The 17,141-nt window shown below is 70.4% G+C and carries 13 protein-coding genes; 2 read left to right on the top strand and 11 right to left on the bottom strand.

What is annotated here, in order from left to right; genetic code table 11:
* The 7 genes from KBI5_RS17520 to KBI5_RS17545 all read right to left on the bottom strand — a co-directional run.
* The coding region (locus KBI5_RS17520; protein WP_085015862.1) for a ubiquinol-cytochrome c reductase cytochrome b subunit at positions 1-1,459 on the bottom strand (1,459 nt) is incomplete at its 3' end.
* Positions 1,456-2,307: a Rieske 2Fe-2S domain-containing protein gene (locus KBI5_RS17525; protein WP_023841669.1), complete on the bottom strand. Its 852-nt coding sequence runs from the start codon at positions 2,305-2,307 to the stop codon at positions 1,456-1,458. The genes KBI5_RS17520 and KBI5_RS17525, both read right to left, overlap by 4 nt.
* A gap of 92 nt (positions 2,308-2,399) precedes the next feature.
* Positions 2,400-2,576 (bottom strand): hypothetical protein, encoded by a 177-nt coding sequence (locus KBI5_RS26455; protein ID WP_157902540.1) that lies wholly within the window; start codon positions 2,574-2,576, stop codon positions 2,400-2,402.
* Positions 2,577-2,665: 89 nt separating this feature from the next.
* Complete coding sequence (locus KBI5_RS17530) at positions 2,666-3,109, bottom strand: cytochrome c oxidase subunit 4 (RefSeq protein ID WP_011436902.1); 444 nt, start codon at positions 3,107-3,109, stop codon at positions 2,666-2,668.
* The gene (gene ctaD / locus KBI5_RS17535; protein WP_241882993.1) at positions 3,106-4,872 is read right to left on the bottom strand and encodes a cytochrome c oxidase subunit I; all 1,767 of its coding nucleotides are present in this window, start codon (positions 4,870-4,872) and stop codon (positions 3,106-3,108) included. Before ctaD ends, KBI5_RS17530 begins: the two co-directional genes overlap by 4 nt.
* A gap of 260 nt (positions 4,873-5,132) precedes the next feature.
* Positions 5,133-6,953: a glycoside hydrolase family 15 protein gene (locus KBI5_RS17540; protein WP_085015856.1), complete on the bottom strand. Its 1,821-nt coding sequence runs from the start codon at positions 6,951-6,953 to the stop codon at positions 5,133-5,135.
* Between the two features lie 270 nt (positions 6,954-7,223).
* Positions 7,224-9,023, bottom strand: a complete 1,800-nt coding sequence (locus KBI5_RS17545) for a thiamine pyrophosphate-requiring protein (RefSeq protein WP_085015857.1) — start codon at positions 9,021-9,023, stop codon at positions 7,224-7,226.
* Positions 9,024-9,437: 414 nt separating this feature from the next.
* Between KBI5_RS17545 and hpnR the strand changes: the two genes are divergently transcribed.
* Positions 9,438-10,946, top strand: coding sequence for a hopanoid C-3 methylase HpnR (gene hpnR, locus KBI5_RS17550; RefSeq protein WP_085015858.1), 1,509 nt, complete (start codon positions 9,438-9,440; stop codon positions 10,944-10,946).
* Positions 10,947-11,029: 83 nt separating this feature from the next.
* Here hpnR and KBI5_RS17555 read toward each other — a convergent pair whose 3' ends face one another.
* The 4 genes from KBI5_RS17555 to KBI5_RS17570 form a co-directional block, all read right to left on the bottom strand.
* Complete coding sequence (locus tag KBI5_RS17555) at positions 11,030-12,214, bottom strand: cytochrome c oxidase assembly protein (protein WP_157902541.1); 1,185 nt, start codon at positions 12,212-12,214, stop codon at positions 11,030-11,032.
* 26 nt (positions 12,215-12,240) lie between these two features.
* Positions 12,241-13,581, bottom strand: coding sequence for a Dyp-type peroxidase (locus tag KBI5_RS17560; RefSeq protein ID WP_085015860.1), 1,341 nt, complete (start codon positions 13,579-13,581; stop codon positions 12,241-12,243).
* A complete protein-coding gene (locus KBI5_RS17565) occupies positions 13,578-14,318 on the bottom strand; it encodes an SCO family protein (RefSeq protein ID WP_011436909.1) in 741 nt (246 codons plus the stop codon). Before KBI5_RS17565 ends, KBI5_RS17560 begins: the two co-directional genes overlap by 4 nt.
* A gap of 312 nt (positions 14,319-14,630) precedes the next feature.
* Positions 14,631-15,167, bottom strand: a complete 537-nt coding sequence (locus KBI5_RS17570; protein ID WP_085015861.1) for a MarR family transcriptional regulator — start codon at positions 15,165-15,167, stop codon at positions 14,631-14,633.
* Between the two features lie 80 nt (positions 15,168-15,247).
* On the opposite strand from KBI5_RS17570, the gene KBI5_RS17575 reads away from it, so the two are divergent.
* A complete protein-coding gene (locus tag KBI5_RS17575) occupies positions 15,248-17,128 on the top strand; it encodes a chloride channel protein (RefSeq protein WP_051623897.1) in 1,881 nt (626 codons plus the stop codon).
* Positions 17,129-17,141 lie beyond the last annotated feature (13 nt).

Raw genomic sequence — 17,141 nt, forward strand, 5'->3', positions numbered from 1 at the left:
CGACCTCGGTGTACCGGCCGGCGGGTTCGAGGCGGATCCAGCCGGTCTCTTCGGGAGCGGCCGCCTGCCGGCGTTCGCGGGCGGCAGCGGCGCGGCAGAGCCTGCGGGTGGCATAGAAGGCGAAGGGTGGCAGCACCAGCAGGCCGATGCGGCCGGCCCAGACGACGGCGTTGAGGGACAGGTGCAGGACGAGGGCGAACACGTCGTCGCCGCCGGCAAGCAGCAGGACGCCGTAGAAGGTCAGCGCCATCACCCCGAACGCGGTGCGGTCGGGGTGATGGCGGGGGCGTTGCAGCAGGTTGTGCTGATCATGATCCCGGGTGACCAGCGCCTCCAGGAACGGGTAGGCCGCGAGCAGGCCGAACAGCACTCCCGGCAGGACCACCCCCGGCCAGAGTACGGGCGGGACGTCGTGGCCGAGGCCCCGGTACTCCCAGGGCAGGAACAGCCGCAGCGAGCCCTCGAGGAACCCGACGTACCAGTCCGGCTGCGCCAGCGAGGAGACGTCCATGGGGGTGTACGGGCCGTAGGCCCAGACCGGGTTGATCTGCGCGACGCCGCCGAGCACCGCGAGCAGGCCGGCGGTGATGAGCAGGAAACCGACCGACTTGGCGGCGTAGCCGGGGAACAGCCGGCTACCGACAACGTTGTCCTCCGTCCGGCCAGGGCCGGGGAACTGGGTGTGCTTCTGGTGCCACAGGATCCCCAGGTGGGCGCCGATCAGCGCGAGGAGGAGACCCGGGACGAGCAGGATGTGCACCACGTAGAGCCGGGTGATGAAGTGCGTGCCGGGGAACTCGCCACCCCAGAAGCCCCAGGCGATCCAGGTTCCCACGACGGGGATGGACTCGGCGATCGCGTAGGCGATACGCACCCCGGTCCCGGACAGCAGGTCGTCGGGCAGGGAGTAGCCGGCGAAGCCCTCGGCGATGGCGAGCAGCAGCAGGCTCACCCCGATCAGCCAGTTGATCTCCCGGGGGCGACGGAAGGCGCCGGTGAAGAAGATCCGGCACAGGTGCACGATGATCGCCGCGACGAACAGCAGCGCCGCCCAGTGGTGGATCTGGCGGATGACCAGGCCGGCGCGGACGTCGAAGGAGATGTCGAGGGTCGAGGCGTAGGCACGGCTCATCGTCACCCCGCGCAGCGGCACGTAGGAGCCGTCGTAGACGGTCTGCTGCTCGCTGGGTTCGAAGAAGAACGTCAGGTAGACCCCGGTGGCCACGAGCACGCCGAAGCTGTAGAGCGCGATCTCGCCGATCATGAAGGACCAGTGGTCGGGGAAGACCTTGTTCATCACGCTGCGCAGGAACCTCGCGCTGCCCAGGCGCCGGTCRATGAATCCGACCGCCTTGTGACCGGCAGCGGTCACCGGCGATTCCCGCCCGGGGCCCGGCGATTCCCGCCCGGGACGGTCCGCGCGCCGCGTGGAGGTCCCGGAGCCGGTGGTGGCGGTCATGAGCGGCTCCAGAAGCCGGGCCCGACCGGTTCGGGGAAATCCGACCGGGCTCGGAAACACCCATCGGCGTCGACCGTGACGGGCAGCTGGGGCAGGGCACGGGTCGCCGGGCCGAAGATCGGCCTGGCCAGGTCGGTCATGTCGAAGACCGACTGGTGGCACGGGCACTGGAGCTGATGCGGCTGGCTCATGTACATGCTCACCGGGCAGCCCGCATGGGTGCAGATCTTCGAGAACGCGACGTGGTTGTCGTACCCGGCCGCGGCCTGCCGGGGCGGGGTGGCCAGTCCCGGGGGCAGCCTGATCAGCAGCGCCGCGCTGTCCGCCTGGGCGTCGAGGCCGAGATGCCCCTCAGGCAGCACGGTGAGGATGCCGCCGATCGCCAGGTCGCCAAGGCGCACCGGCCGGCCCTCCGGCGTCACCAGCCGCGCCCCGGGTGACCAGCGGGTGGTGAACAGGTCCCGATGCGGGGCCCGCCTGACCAGGTTGAGCAGCGGCACCACGGCTATCACCCCGAAACCGCCGAGCATGGCGAGCACGAGCCGGCGCAGCACCGGCAACTGGCGCAGCCCTGTCTCGGCCACGACCCGGTCCACGGTCTGCTGGGTGGCCGCCTCCTCGGCGCCCGGCGAGACCATGGGGTGACGTTCCTCGACCGCCTCCTCCTGGGGGATGAGACGCTTGTCCCACAGCACCGCGCCGATGCCGGCGGCGATGATGGCCAACCCCAGGGAGAGACCGAGCAGCGCGTTGTAGCCGACGGTGCCCGTCCGGCCGGTGAAGTTCACCACCGCGAACGCCACCGCGCCGACGAGCGAGAGCGACAGGCAGGCCGCTATCCCCGCCACGCCCCCGGGCCCGCCGGGCCGGGCTGCCCCGTCTGGTCCAGCCGGTCGCTGCGGTCGCTGCGGTCGCTCCGCGTCGGCGGAGCCCGCCGGAGTCAACGCCGTCCCCGCGGAAGCAGTGCCATCACGCCCCCGAAGGCGAACACGGCGCCGGCGAGCACGAGGGTGTCACCCAGTGCCCGGCTCGTCACGACCACGGCATCGACAGCGAACAGCGCACCGGCAAGCGTCGCGAACGCCGCAGAGAGCGCCAGACCGCGTGGAAAGATCATATACTCCTCCTTCGGGCTCATCGCCGTACGCCGCCGTGGCGGCCCCCACCGGCCTTCACCGGCCTTCACCGGCGCCCCTGTATCGACCATCACCGGCCCTCGCCCGGTGCGGAGGTGCCGTGACCCCGGGCGGCGTCCTGCGAGTTCTTCTCATCGGTGGATTCGTGCTGGAACACCAGGCCCACGATGGTGATCGCGGTCAGCACGCCACCGATGAACAGCAGCCAGTAGCTGATGATCGGCCCCAGCAGGAGCAGCCCGAAACTGACCGCAATCGCCGCCGGCCAGTAGCTGAACGGGCTGAAGAAGCCGATGTCACCGGCCCCCTCGGGGATCTCGATCTGGCTGTCGTCGGCGGGCAGGCGGCTGCGCCGGCCGGTGTACCAGAGGAATCCAGCGACCAACAGGCTCATCACCATGCTGAAGATGAGCGCGGCCGCACCTGCCGGGTCATGTCCGGTGAACAGGTACACCCCGCCGGTGACCAGGAAGAACAGAGCCAGAACGGCGAACAGCCGGGCGGAGGTAATCACCCGGCCGCGTCCGGGTCCACCGCGGTATCACGCCGCGAGGCCGTCTCCCCCTCGACGGAGGCCAGCTCGCGCCGGTGCCTCTGGTCGACCCGGCGCGGCTGCCGCTGGCGACCTTCCCGCCCCTCCGGCCCCTGCCGGGGGTGGTTCAGGTCGAAGGCCGGCCGCTCGGATCGGATACGGGGTATCTGGTGAAAGTTGTGCTTCGGTGGTGGGCAGGACGTCGCCCATTCCAACGAGTTCCCGTAGCCCCAGGCGTCACCACTGGTCGCCGGGTCACCATGCCGCAGCGACCGCCAAACATTGTACAGAAACGGTAGGGTGGACAGGCCGAGCAGGAAGGAGCCGGCACTCTCGATCGTGTTCAGCGTGGTGAAACCGTCGGTGGGCAGGTAGTCGGCGACCCGCCGCGGCATTCCCCTGACACCCAGCCAGTGCATCGGCAGAAACGTCACGTGGAAACCGACGAGAAGACTCCAGAAGTGCAGCTTCCCCAACTTCTCGTTCAGGAACCTTCCCGTCACCTTGGGGAACCAGAAGTACACACCGGCGAACGCGGAGAAGACGATTGTCCCGAACAGGACATAGTGCAGATGACCCACGACGTAATAGCTGTCGGTGACGTGAAAGTCGATGGGTGGGCTGGCCAGGGTGACCCCGGTCAGCCCACCGAACAGGAAGGTGATAAGGAATCCGATCGAGAACAGCATTGGCGTGTTCAGGATGATCGTTCCGCGCCACATGGTGCCGATCCAGTTGAAGAACTTCACCCCGGTCGGGACGGCGATCAGAAAGGACAGCAGAGAGAAGAACGGCAGCAGCACGGCACCGGTCGCGAACATGTGGTGCGCCCACACCGCCATCGACAGCGCGCCGATTCCCACGGTCGCGAAGACCAACCCCYGGTACCCGAAAATCGGTTTACGGCTGAACACCGGCAGGATCTCCGTGACGATGCCGAAGAAGGGCAGCGCGACGATGTAGACCTCGGGATGACCGAAGAACCAGAAAAGGTGCTGCCAGAGGATCGCTCCTCCGTTGCTCGCGTCGTACACGTGGGCGCCGAACCGGCGATCGGCCTCCAGCGCCAGCAGGGCCGCGGTGAGGACCGGGAACGCGAGCAGCGCCAGCACCGACGTAATCAGCACGTTCCAGGTGAATATCGGCATTCGGAACAGGAGCATGCCCGGCGCGCGCAGCGTGATGATCGTGGTGATGAAGTTGACGCTCGCCAGCACGGTGCTCAGCCCGGACATCACCAGGCCCACCGCCCACAGATCACCGCCGAGGTGCGGCGAGTACTGCGCCGAGGTCAACGGGGAGTACGCGAACCAGCCGAAGTCCGCCGCCCCGCCCCGGGTCAGGAACCCGGAGACGACGATCAGACCGCCGACCAGATACAGCCAGTAGCCCAAGGCGTTCAACCGGGGGAAGGCGATGTCAGGCGCCCCGATCTGCAACGGGACAAGATAGTTCGCGAACGCGGAGAACAGCGGGGTCGCGAACAACAGCATCATCACCGTGCCGTGGATCGTAAAAAACTGGTTGTACCGCTCGTTCGAGACGATCTGTAGACCGGGCCGGGCCAGTTCCCCCCGCATTAGCATCGCGAGGATCCCGGCGAATAGGAAGAACCCGAACGAGGTCACCAGATACATCAGACCGATCGACTTGTGATCGGTCGTACCGAGGATGTCCAGGGCCGTCGGCGGCTCCCCTCGCTGCTCCCCGACACTCGGCGGAAAAGGACGGACCTCGACCGTCATCGGRCCATCCGACCAGACACGGCCACGTCGGGCACGAGTTCCTCCTCGCATACTATTCAAGCCAGCGAAAACGGGCGGTCTCGACAACCGGACATGCCGCCAGGATCACCCGCTACGAATGGCTCACCCGCTCGTCGGCGTATGGATGTACCGGCAGTGCATCACGTCTCTACCAACCTCCGCCGCGTTGAAACGCCCGGCCACCGGAAAATCCACTCCCCACAGATCCGCGACCGCCGCCGGGCCGTGACCGAGACGCCTCATCCCGGGTCGGTGCCGTCGAGGGGTCGGAGGGTGGCGGCAGTCTCCAGAACCAGGRCATGGACGAACGCCTGGGGAATGTTGCCACGCAGCTGGCGCTGAGTGACATCGAACTCCTCGGCGTAGATGCCGGGCGGCCCGCAGGCGGCGCGGCCACGCTCGAAGTACCGCCGGGCCTGATCGTGCCGGCCGGCACGGTGGTAGGCCAGCGCCAGCCAGAAGCCGCACAGCAGGAAGGCCCCTTCGGCCACCCCGAGCCGGATCCCGGCATGATCGAATCGGTAGACGTAGCCGTCGTCGGTCAGCTGCTCGGCCACCGCCCGCAGCGTCGCCACCGACACCGGGTCGCGGACGTCGACCGCTCCCCGCACCGCGGGCAGCAGCAGCGCCGCGTCCACCCGCGGGTCGTCGGTCGCCCGCTGCCAGCGCCCGCTCGAATGCCGCATCTCCTCGCGGGCGGCGCTGAGCAGCCGCCTTGCCAGCGCCCGCCAGCCGTCGGCCTCCCCCACCCCGGCGCCGTCCACGCCGGCCAAGGCGAGCAGCCCTGCCGCGCAGGTCAACCGGCTGTGCGTCCAGTGCCGCGGCTCCAGCTCCCAGACCCCTGTGTCCGGGATCCGCCAGCGTGCCGCGATCACCCCGGCGGTCACCGCCGCGGCCCGCCGGGCGTCATCGGTCAGCCGGCCCCGCCGCGCCGCGGCCGCCAGCAGCAGCGCCGCCTCCCCGAAGACGTCCAGCTGGAACTGGTGGCCGACCTTGTTCCCGACCACGTCGTCGCCGCCGGGGTACCCCGGCAGATCGAGTCGGCGCTCGTCCGGGATCGGGCCACCGCGGGCGGTGTAGGCCGGACGCAGGTTCGGGCCGTCCGCCAACAGCCGTTCGGTGACGAACGTGACGGCGTCGTCGAGCAGCCCGTCGAGGCCGGCCCGCGCGGCCGCCAGCCCCGCGTAGCACTGATCTCGGATCCAGACATACCGATAGTCGTAGTCGCGGCCCTGACGGGCCCGCTCGGGCAGGGAGGTGCTGGCCGCGGCCACCATCCCGTGCCCGCCGCCGGTCAGCCCGCGCAGCACCGCGACCGCGTGCTGAGCCTCGCGGACACCGGCCAGGCTCGACAGCTCCGGTACCGCGGACCGCCAGGCCCGCTTCGTCTCGGCCCACAGCACGTCCGGGACCGGACGGTCCGCCGGCAGCTCACCGAGCTCCAGCACAAGATCGAGACAGTCGCCGGCCCGCACCAGGCGCTCCGCGACGAGACTGCCACCGCCCGCATCATGGTCGATCCGGGCGACCGCCGCGAGCCGTCCCGACCAGCGCAGCTCCAGCTCGCCGACTCGCCCGCACCAGGCCTCCACCCCGTCCGGCCCGTCCGGCCCGTCCAGCCCGTCTTGCCGCAGCCCCGCCACCGCCCGCCGGCCGAACCCGGGACGCGGATCCAGCGTCACCCGCACCGGCACGGTCCCCTCGACCCCGAGAATCCGGCGCAGCAGCACCGCACGGTGCCGCCGCCCGGGGAGGGCGAGAGCCTCCCGGCACTCCGCCACGCCCGCCCGCGTCACCCACCGGCTGTGCCAGATCAACGACCGGTCCTCGTAGTAACCGCCCCAGGTGAAGGCGGTCGCCGGAGTCACCGAGTAGGAGCCGGCGCCACCGATCAGCGTCGAGAACACCGCGTCGTCCGCCCACGAGGGCACGCACATCCAACACACGCGGCCGTCCGGGCCGATCAGCGCACCCCGTTCCCCGTCCGCGAGCAGGGCGAACTCACGCAGCGTCGGCACCAGCCCCGGATTATCGTCCCGCTCGCTCCGCTCCGCTGTCATCGGCGCGTGCCCTCCACATCCGGCATGCCCACCCCCTTCCCTGCCCCGCCACTCCCCGGACCGGGCTGTCACTCCCTCGGCTGTCGGCACGACGTAGGGGTTCCGCTGCCGGCACGACAGCTGCCGACACGGCACCTCGGCACGGCACAGGCCGCGATGCCCAGGCGCTCGATCGCCGGCACAGCGGCTACCTCCCGAGGTAGGGGCCCGAGGTAGGGGATGGCCTCCCCGGGCGGGGTGGCGGGAACGGGCAGATCGCAGGTGGGGAAACTACCTGCGGGCGGCGTGCGGGAGGTGCTCCCTCGCCTCCTGCCACTTGCCCTTGAAGCCCTGCACGGCGATGCCGACGGCCTCTGGGTCGCCCTGCAGGAACGCCCGGGCGGTCTTGCGCATCTGCTCGGGCCGGACGTGCGGCGGCAGCGGCGGCACCTTCGCGTCGACAACGACCTCAAGCACAACCGGCCGGTCCGCAGCCAGCGCCTGTTYCCACGCGGCACCGATCTTGTCCGGCGAGTCGCAGCGGATCCCGGTGAAACCGAGGAGCCGGGCGAAATCCGCCGCCGGCACATACGGGATCTTCTGCGTCTCGACATTGATCCGATCACCCGCCATCACCCGCTGCTCGTAGGAGACCTGGTTGAGGTCCTCGTTCACGAACACGGTGAACACCAGCCGCGGATCGGTGTTCATCCTCTCCCAGTACCGCTTGACCGTGAACAGCTCGTTCATGCCCAGCATCGAGAACGCCCCGTCGCCGACGAACGCGATCACCGGTCGTTCCGGATAGGCCAGCTTCGCCGCCACCGCGTAGGGCACTCCGGGCAGCATGGTCGCCAGGGTTCCCGACAACGACGCCTTCATGTCCCCACGGATGCGCAGGTAACGGGCCCACCAGGTGGTCGCCGACCCGGAGTCCGCGGTGAGGATCGCGTTATCGGGCAGTCGCTTGTCCAACTCGTACGCGACGATCTGCGGGTTCATCGGATCCGCCCGCAGCCTGGCCCGGTCCGCCAGCACCCGCTGCCAGGTCGCCACCTCCCGTTCGATGAACCGCCGCCAGGAACGGTCCTCCTTGCGGATGAGCAGGGGAATCAACTGGCGCAGCGTCTCGGCCGCGTCGCCGACGAGATGAACATCCATCGGATAACGAATACCGATCATCCGGCCGTCGATATCGATCTGGACGCCGGCGGCCTGGCCCTCCCGCGGCAGCCACTCCGAGTAGGGGAAGCTCGTCCCGACCAGGAGGAGCGTGTCGGCGCCCATCACCATCTTGTGGCTGGCTTCGCTGCCGAGCAGCCCGATGGGGCCGGTCACGAACGGCAGGGTATCGGGGAGCGCATCCTTGCCGAGCAGGGCCTTGGCGACACCCGCGCCGAGCAGGTCGGCGGCCTCCGTCACCTCCTCGCGGGCGCCGGCCGCCCCTTGCCCGATCAACATCGCCACCCGGCGGCCCCGATTCAGCACGGCGGCGGCGCGGCGCACCTCGTCCGGATCCGGCAGGATGCGTGGTTTCGTCCAGCCAATGCTGGTCCGCACCGCCCCGTGCTCATGCGGAGGCTCGGTGTACTTCTCCTCCTGGACATCCTCCGGGAAGATCAGGCAGACCGGCGCCCGGCTGGACAGCGCTGTCTTCATCGCCCGATCGACGAGATGACGGGCGCTGGGCGGGGCCATGCAGTACTGCACGTACTCGGTGACGTCCTTGAACAGCGAGATCAGATCGATTTCCTGCTGGTAGTGGGCGCCGAGGGAGGTCCGCCGCTGCTGGCCGACGATCGCCAGCACCGGCTGATGGTCGAGCCGGGCGTCGTAGAGACCGTTGAGCAGATGGATCGCCCCCGGGCCGGAGGTCGCGACACACGCGCCTACCTCACCGGTGAACTTGGCGTGCGCGCAGGCCATGAACGCCGCCATCTCCTCGTGCCGGGTCTGCAGGAACCCAGGATCACCGCCGGCCCGGTCGAAAGCCCCGAGGAAGCCGTTGATGCCGTCCCCGGGATAGCCGAATATGCGGTGAACACCCCAGCCGGTCAACCGCTGCAGGACATAGTCCGCGACCTGTGACATAGCTGCGCTTCCCTCCCACCCATCGATCAGCCGACCGCCGCTCGCACCAGCACCGTGAGTCTGGGTATGGACGGTGCACGCCACCGTCAAACCCGTTCGTCGCGGCCGGTCCCGGCCGGTCTCTCGTGCCGTTGAAGGACCGTCGCCCGACGCACCGACGTCATTGTCAGCCGAATGTAAGGTTCGTTCCCGAGTCATGCCGGCATCCCGGGGCAGGAACAGGAAGATGACAGGCGACGCGGAGTCGGCGCCCGGGCGGAGAGCGACCCACGGGCGACCCACGGGCAGTACCCGGCACGCAGGGTCCCCGGCACGCACGTTCGGGGCGGGACCGCATCAGTCCGCATCAGTCCGATCCGCCCAGGCCCGCCCTCGAACACCTAGATCCGTCCCCGAACAGGCGAGAGGAGCAACATGCGTGTCCTGCTGGTTCATCCCAGCGCGCTGATGTACTCGAAGATCTTCCTACGGCTCGAACCGCTGGGGCTGGAACGGGTGGCGGCCGCGCTGCTCGCCGCGGGCCACGAGGTGAGCATGCTCGATCTTCAGGTGGAGAAACCGGCCGCCTACGCGCGCCACCTGCGAAAGTGCCGTCCCGACGCGGTGATGTTCGGGGTGAACTATCTCGCGAACGTCCCCGAGGTCATCGAGTTCGCGCACCGGGCGAAGCGGGAACTGCCCGACTGCCTGGTCGTGGCCGGCGGCCACAGCGTCTCCTTCATCGCCGAGCACCTGCTGAAGCAGTGCGACGGCGCACTCGATGTGGTCGCGCGCGGCGAGGGCGAAGTGGTCGCCCCACGCATCCTCGAAGCCGACCGCGCCCGTCTCGCGGACGTCCCGGGCGCGGTCACCGCCGACGGGGCGGGCCCGACCCCGGCCCTGCTACCCGGCCTCGACGAGCCGCTACCGGCCCGCCATCTGCTGGCCCACCGCCGCCGCTACTTCATCGGGGAACTGGACCCGTGCGCCTCGGTCGAGTTCACTCGCGGCTGCCCATGGGACTGCTCCTTCTGCAGCGCCTGGACCTTCTACGGCCGCAGCTACCGCCGCCTCTCCCCGGACGCGGCCGGCGAGGAACTGTCCGCCATCCGGGAACCGAACGTCTTCATCGTCGATGACGTCGCCTTCATCAGGCCTGAACACGGCATGGCCATCGCCGATCAGGTCGAACGCCGAGGGATTCGCAAACGGTACTATCTGGAAACCCGTAGCGACGTCCTGCTGCGCCATCCCGAGGTGTTCGAGCGCTGGCGCCGCCTCGGCCTCGAATACATGTTTCTGGGCATGGAAGCCCTCGACGCGGACGGCTTGGACCTCTACCACAAGCGGATCTCCCCGGACGAGAACATCCGCGCCCTCGAAGTTGCCCGAAAGATCGGCATCACGGTCGCGGTGAACCTCATCGCCGACCCGGACTGGGACGAGAAGCAGTTCCGTCTCKTCCGCGAATGGGCGTTGTCGGTGCCGGAAATCGTGCATCTCACGGTGTGCACCCCCTATCCGGGTACGGAGATCTGGCACACCCAGTCCCGGCGGCTCACCACCCTGGACTACCGGCTGTTCGACATCCAGCACGCCGTCGTCCCCACCCGGCTCCCCCTCGACCGCTTCTACCGCGAGCTCGTCGCCACCCAGGCGGTCCTCAACCGCAAACACCTGGGCGCGAAGGCGCYTGCCGCGACCGCCCGGATCGTCGCCGCGAACCTGGCGCGTGGCCAGACGAACTTCCCACGGATGCTCTGGAAATTCCCCCGGGTCTACAATGCCGGCCGGCTGTACGCCGAGCACCAGCATCCCGCCCGCTACCGGCTGCCGGAGCCCGTCCCCGCGGCCATGACCCCGCGGCGGCGCGAGCTGTACGTCCATCAGCCCGCCGCTCGCCACCCAGTGGCGAGCAGGGAACGGGAGAGGACCGATCCATGACGACCGGGAGGCGGTCCTGCCGCTGAGGCTGCCACGGTCTCGGCTACCGCGGTCGCACCGGTCAACGGTCGTGCCCGCCCAGGTCAACGGGTCGTGTCCAGGCGAGCGAGCCAGTCATTGTACGCCCGCCAGCTCGCCTCATCATCGTCGAGGTCGACGGATCGCGCCCGGGCGGCCGGTCTGGCGACCACCATGGTGGTGGGGGCGGGTTCGTGGCCGGTGTGGGTGGCAAAGGTCGCGGTACGGGCCCGTTCCAGCCAGCTCGAACGGGCCCGGCGCACCGGCTCGGGTTTACGCGTCCATACCCGAAACAGCAGCACGATGAGCACAACCATGATCCCGTCACCGACGACCCACATGATAGCGCCGCCGGTCTGAGTGTCCAGCAGGGGGCTGCTGCCCCAGGTGTGCGGTGCCATGGCAATCGGGGTGCGGGACTGTAGCAGGACGACGCCGACGAGGGTGTCGACGCCCATGGACAGGATGACGAGCGCGAGCCGGCCGGGCATGGACAACCGCCAGCGGATCGGTTCGTCGCCGACGAGCAGCACGAAGAACTGGTAGCCGGCAGCGAGGTAGAGAACGTGTTCGAGCTGGCCGAGCCAGGGCCGGGCCATCGCCTCGTTCATGAAGCCGGTGAGGTGGGTTCCGATGATCGTGATGGCGTAGCCGGCGAGGGCGGCGGGCGGGGAGACCAGGACGCTGACCGGCCATGAGCGGATCATCTTACGGACCCTGGTGTGCAGGGGGTTGCCGACAGCGTGCAGCAGGAGGATGAGGGGCCGGCCCGCGACGAACAGCGGTGGCGCCACCATGATCAGCATCAGATGCTGGACCATGTGCATGCTGAACAGCGCTTCATCGTAGACGCCGACGGCGCTGCTCGTCGCGAGGACCACCACCGCGACACTGGCGAGGTGGGCGCAGGTGCGGGGCCAGGGCCAGGACCGCGCGGGATGGCGGGCGCGGACCCGGGCGACGCCCCACAGGTACAGGACAGTGACCGGCACGAGGAAGGCGAGCGCGGCCGCGTCAAGCTGCCAGGTGTCCACCAGACGCGCCGGGGTCAGCGGGGGCGGYCCGTCGCCCTGGCCCCAGCGGCACCACGAAACCGGCAACAGGGGTGTCGTCGRCTGGCGGCGGGTCCACCAGGTGGCCGCGGCCGCCGCCCCCGCCATGACAGTGACAGCGGCCAGCGCGACCCGGGCACGGCGCCCACRCCTTCCGCGCTCGCCGAGATCGATCAGAGATGAGGTGTCCCGGGTCATGGTGTCTCCGCGAGGTCGGGGTGCGCTCATGCGCCATCGAGGAGCTGCTGAGCGAGGAAGCCGCCCGGCGGCGGGGCGGGTGGGATGGCGAACAGGGCGTTGGAGGTATGCCGGATGAAGGTGCTCAACGCGTCGGAGGCGGCGAGGGCGCGCTGGACGGGAACGAAGGCGGTACGTGGGTCGGCCTGGTAGGCTTGGAAGAACAGCCCCGCGTCCGGTTCACCGGTGGCGTCGAGGCCGTCGTCGTAGGAGTAGCCGCGGCGGAACATCGCGACGCCGCCGTGGAACTGCGGATGGGCCAGTCGGATGTGGGCGTTGACGGCGATCGCGGGCCGGCCGTCGGCAGTGCGGGCGGCGAAGTCCGGCGCTGTCGTCTCGCCCCCGCCCTGGTCGGCGGGCGGGGCGGACAGCGGTGCGCCATCGGACTTGCGCCGGCCGATGACCTCGCTCTGCGCCGCCTCGGTCAGCCGGTCCCAGCTGTCGAGCAGCATGCGGATCCGCCGGCAGACGACGTAGGTCCCGCCTCGCATCCATGCCGGCCCGTCGGCGGCCCACACCGCGAGGTCGAACTGTGCCGTGCCCGGCCGGGGATTGTCGGTGCCGTCGACCTGCCCCATCAGGTTACGCGGGGTGGCATCGGGGTCGGCGGCACCGGCCGCGGTGCGCTGGAACCCTCGCTGCACCCAGCGAGGCTGGACGTACGCAGCGGCGATGCGACGCAGTTGGCGGGCCGCCGAGTAAGCGACCATCGGGTCCTCCGCGCAGACCTGCACGGCGAGGTCCCCGCCGCCACGGGCCGCGTCGATCCGGTCGCCGGGCAGGGCAGGGATGTCCGCGAGCGGACCGGGAATCCGCGTGTCGAGGCCGGCGCGGCGCAACGCTGACGCGCCGAGCCCGACGGTGACCGTCAAGGCGGCCGGCCCGAGCCCCGCCGTGTCCCGCTCGGCGCCGGCGGTCGGTTCGCCGCGCATCAACACCGCCGAGGCCGACGTCCAGGTCCGCAGCAGCGCGGCGAGGGCGGATCGGACCGCCGTCGGCTCGGTCGAGATCAGGTCGTAGGCGGTGAAGATCAGATGCGCGGGGGCCCGTTCGGCGATCCCGGGCTGGTGACGGCCGTCACCGGCCACGGCGGCCACCGCGGCGCGGCGAGCCGCCTCGACCGGGTTCGGCCGGTCCGGTAGCAGGCGTTGCGTGCCCAGGGCGACCCCCGTGCCGAGGACGACTCCGCCACCGAGGCCGAGCAGCCCGGCGCCGCCCAGCAGCCGACGGCGGTCCGGCCCCGGCCGTCCGCGCTCGTCGACCGGCGCGGCTCCCGGGCTTCCGGTCGGCGCGTCGGTCGGCGCGTCGGTCGGCGCGTCGCCGGTCACGCGTCGCCCCGCAGGAGCAGCGGGAGGTCATGGGCGTAGTCGGCCACCGGGGTGCCGGCGAGGTAGACGACACGCGCCTGGCCCTTCGGCGTGAATGCCAGGACCTGAGCACCGTGGTCCACGGTGTAGCTCCCGTCGGCCTGCCGTCGCGGCGGCTCCAGCGGCACCCCGACGCTGCGCGCGGCGGTGTCGATGGTCTTCACGTCACCGGTCAGGCCGACGAAGGTGTGGTCGAACATGTCCAGCCAGTGGCGGATCACCGGCGGGGTGTCCCGCGCCGGGTCCGAGGTGACGAACACGACGCTCGTCTGCCGGCGCACGGCCGGGGAGACCTGCGTCAACGCGGCGGCGAGATCGGCCATCGTCGTCGGGCAGATGTCCGGGCAGTGGGTGTAGCCGAAGAACAGCAGGGTGAGCCGGCCCGCGGCATGCGGGCGCAGGTCGTAGGGCCGCCCGGCGGTGTCCGTCAGACGCAGGTCCGGCATCGCGATCGGTGCGCCGAGCGTGGTGCCGCGGATCCCCGCGCTCGGTGACGTGGATGCGCCGCGCACCAACGGGCCCGCCGAGGAGCCTCCCGAGGAACAGCTGGAGATCGCTACGAGAGCGACGAGAAGGACGAGGGGGAGGACGGGAACGAGGAATGTCCGGCCGGGAGGAAGGAACGGGCGGTCGGTCCCGGCGGGGGTGGACAGGCCACGGCGGAACCGGGTGGCGCGAGGCGCCGGCATGTAGGGCATGGGAGAACTCCAGACTGGGTACTACCCCGGCGACACGGTGTGACGCGAACCCGTCACTTTCGGCGATGATTCGGATGAGATACCCCAGGGGATCTCCACCCGGCCCGGCCGGGGCGGAACCGTGCCCGGCGAGATGGGCAAGCGCGGAGAGGGCCACGCATGTGCCGGCGAACACGGTTGTTCGCATCACGCGTGCCCCCGCTCCGGCGGACGCCTCCATGCCGTCAGAGTGTAGGAGCCTTCCCGACCGAATGTTCTACGTGACGTCGAAGATTTGGGTCGAAGATTTTGTCGGCCACCCGCGAAGGCCGGTCAGGTCCAGCCGAGGGCCGAGGCGTCCCGACCGGATATCGCCGCCGGTTCGCCGCCGGCGTCCGCGAAGGCGCGCAACGCGCCGACCAGGCTGCCCCGCACGTCCGGAGCGAGCCGGGCGACGATCGTCGCGATCTCGGCCCGGCGCCGGGCGGTGACCTCGTCGACGAGGCGCCGGCCCGGCCCGGTCAGCTCGACGATGACCTCCCGCCGGTTACGCGGGTTGCCGACCCGGAGGATCAGCCCGGCAACGACGAGCCGGTCGGCCATCCGGGTGGCCGTGGAGGGGTGCACGTCAAGCGACTCGGCGAGCTCCCCGGCGCGTTGCGGTCCACGCCCGGCGAGCACGACGAGCATCCGGAACTGCGGCAGGGTGACATCCTCGCCGACGGCGGCGATCGAGCGGGCCGACACCGCCACCAGCAGCCGGGATGCCGTCAGGACCGCATCGGTGACCTCGTCGACGTCCACGCCCGGCACTCCCGCGGGGTCGGGAACCGAGGGCGGCAGGGYGGAGCCATCCGGCGGGCATGCCATGTCACCGTTTTACCGCGCAACGCGATCTCTACTCGGACCGGATCATGGCAAGCACAAAGCAACAGTTGTATGGTGCAAACATGCCGGTGACGTCACGCGGGATCTCCACCCGATGGGCAGCCCGTCCGGAGATCTACCAGCACCGAGCCGGCGCCGTCCTCGCGGCCCTGGCCGTCATGATCGGCGCGGGGGTCGGGCTCGGCGCGGTCGCCTTCCGCGGGCTGATCAACCTCTTCACAGAGGTGTTCTGCGGCCGGGCGGACTGCTCGGTCGGCGGACGGCTGCCCAACCCCCACATCCCGGACCTGGGTTTCTGGTTCCTGCTGGCCGTCCCGGTGATCGGAGGCTTGGTCTACGGACCGCTCATCCACCGGTTCGCCCGGGAGGCCCGCGGCCACGGAGTCCCCGAAGTGATGTCCGCCGTCGCCGAACGCGACGGCCGCATCTCCCCCCGCGTCTCGGCGGTGAAGTCACTGGCCTCGGCGTTGTGCATCGGTGCCGGAGGGTCGGTCGGCCGGGAAGGCCCGATCGTGCAGATCGGCGCGTCCCTCGGGTCGGCTCTCGGCCAGCTCCTGCGCGTGCCGGGCCGCCGGCTGCCGATCCTCGTCGCCTGCGGCGCCGCCGGCGGCATCGCCGCCACCTTCAACGCCCCCGTCGCCGGCGTCCTGTTCGCCCTGGAGGTGATCCTGCGGACCTTCACCGCCGAGGCCTTCGGCGTCGTCGTGCTGGCCGCCGTCACCGCCAGCGTCATCGGGCGCGCCGCCTTCGGTGACACTCCCTTTCTCAGCCTGCCCACCTTCGCCCTTCACAGCCAGGGCGAATACCCCCTGTTCATCCTGCTCGGCGTGGTGGCCGGCCTAACCGGCGTGCTGTTCACCCGCCTGCTCTATCTCATCGAGGACCTCTGCGACTGGGCCTGGCGCGGCCCCGAATGGCTACGCCCCGCTGTCGGCGGCCTGCTCCTCGGCACCGTCCTGCTCGCCCTGCCCCAGATGTATGGCGTCGGCTACCCGGTCCTCGAACACACCGTTCACGGCGGGTACGCCCTGTGGTTCCTGCTCGTCCTCATCGGCGGGAAGATCGTGGCCACGAGTCTCACCATCGGCATCGGCGGCTCCGGCGGCGTCTTCGCCCCGTCCCTGTTCATCGGCGCGTCCACCGGCGCCGCCTTCGGCACCCTCGCCCACCATATCGCCCCGGGCACCATCGCCCCTGTCGGGGCCTACGCCCTGGTCGGCATGGGTGCCGTCTTCGCCGGCGCGGCCCGCGCGCCCATCACCGCCGTGCTCATCCTGTTCGAGCTCACCGGCGAGTACACGATCATCCTCCCCCTGATGACCGCCGTCGTCGTCGCCACCCTGACCAGCCGGCTCCTGAGCACCGACACCATCTACACCCTGAAGCTGACCCGCCGTGGCGTCGACCTCGACGCCTCCCACGACCTGCGCCGCCTGCGGGCCATCCCGGCCACCGCCGCGATGCGGTCACCGCCCCCGCCGGTCCCGGCCGGCGCGCTCCTCTCCGAGGTCGCCGCCCTGCTCGCCGGCTCGCCGTTCCCCGCCCGCCCCGTCACCGACGGACACGGGCACTACCAGGGGATCATCACCACACCGGCCGTCACCCACGCCCTCGAGACCGACGCCCGGGCCGAGCAGCGCGCCGCTGGCGACCTCGCTGTCCGCCCTCCCGCCCTCACCGTCGACGACAGTGTCGCCACCGCCCTGCATGCACTCACCGACGACCCCGGCGCCCCGGGCCTGCCCGTGCTCACCAGCGACGGCCATACCGTCGCGGGATGGGTCACCCACCAGTCGGTACTTGCCGCCGTCTACCCGCCGCCGGCCGAAACGGGCGGGACGCGCACCGAACCGGTCCAACGCGTCGACGAACACCGCCTTCAGGGTCAGGTCACTTTTCCCGGTGAGATCACTCATCGCACACGCTCCAGGACACTCGCATAGTTGGCGACCGCCA

This window comes from Frankia sp. KB5 (assembly GCF_002099325.1).
GTDB classification, from domain to species: Bacteria; Actinomycetota; Actinomycetes; order Frankiales; family Frankiaceae; genus Frankia; species Frankia casuarinae.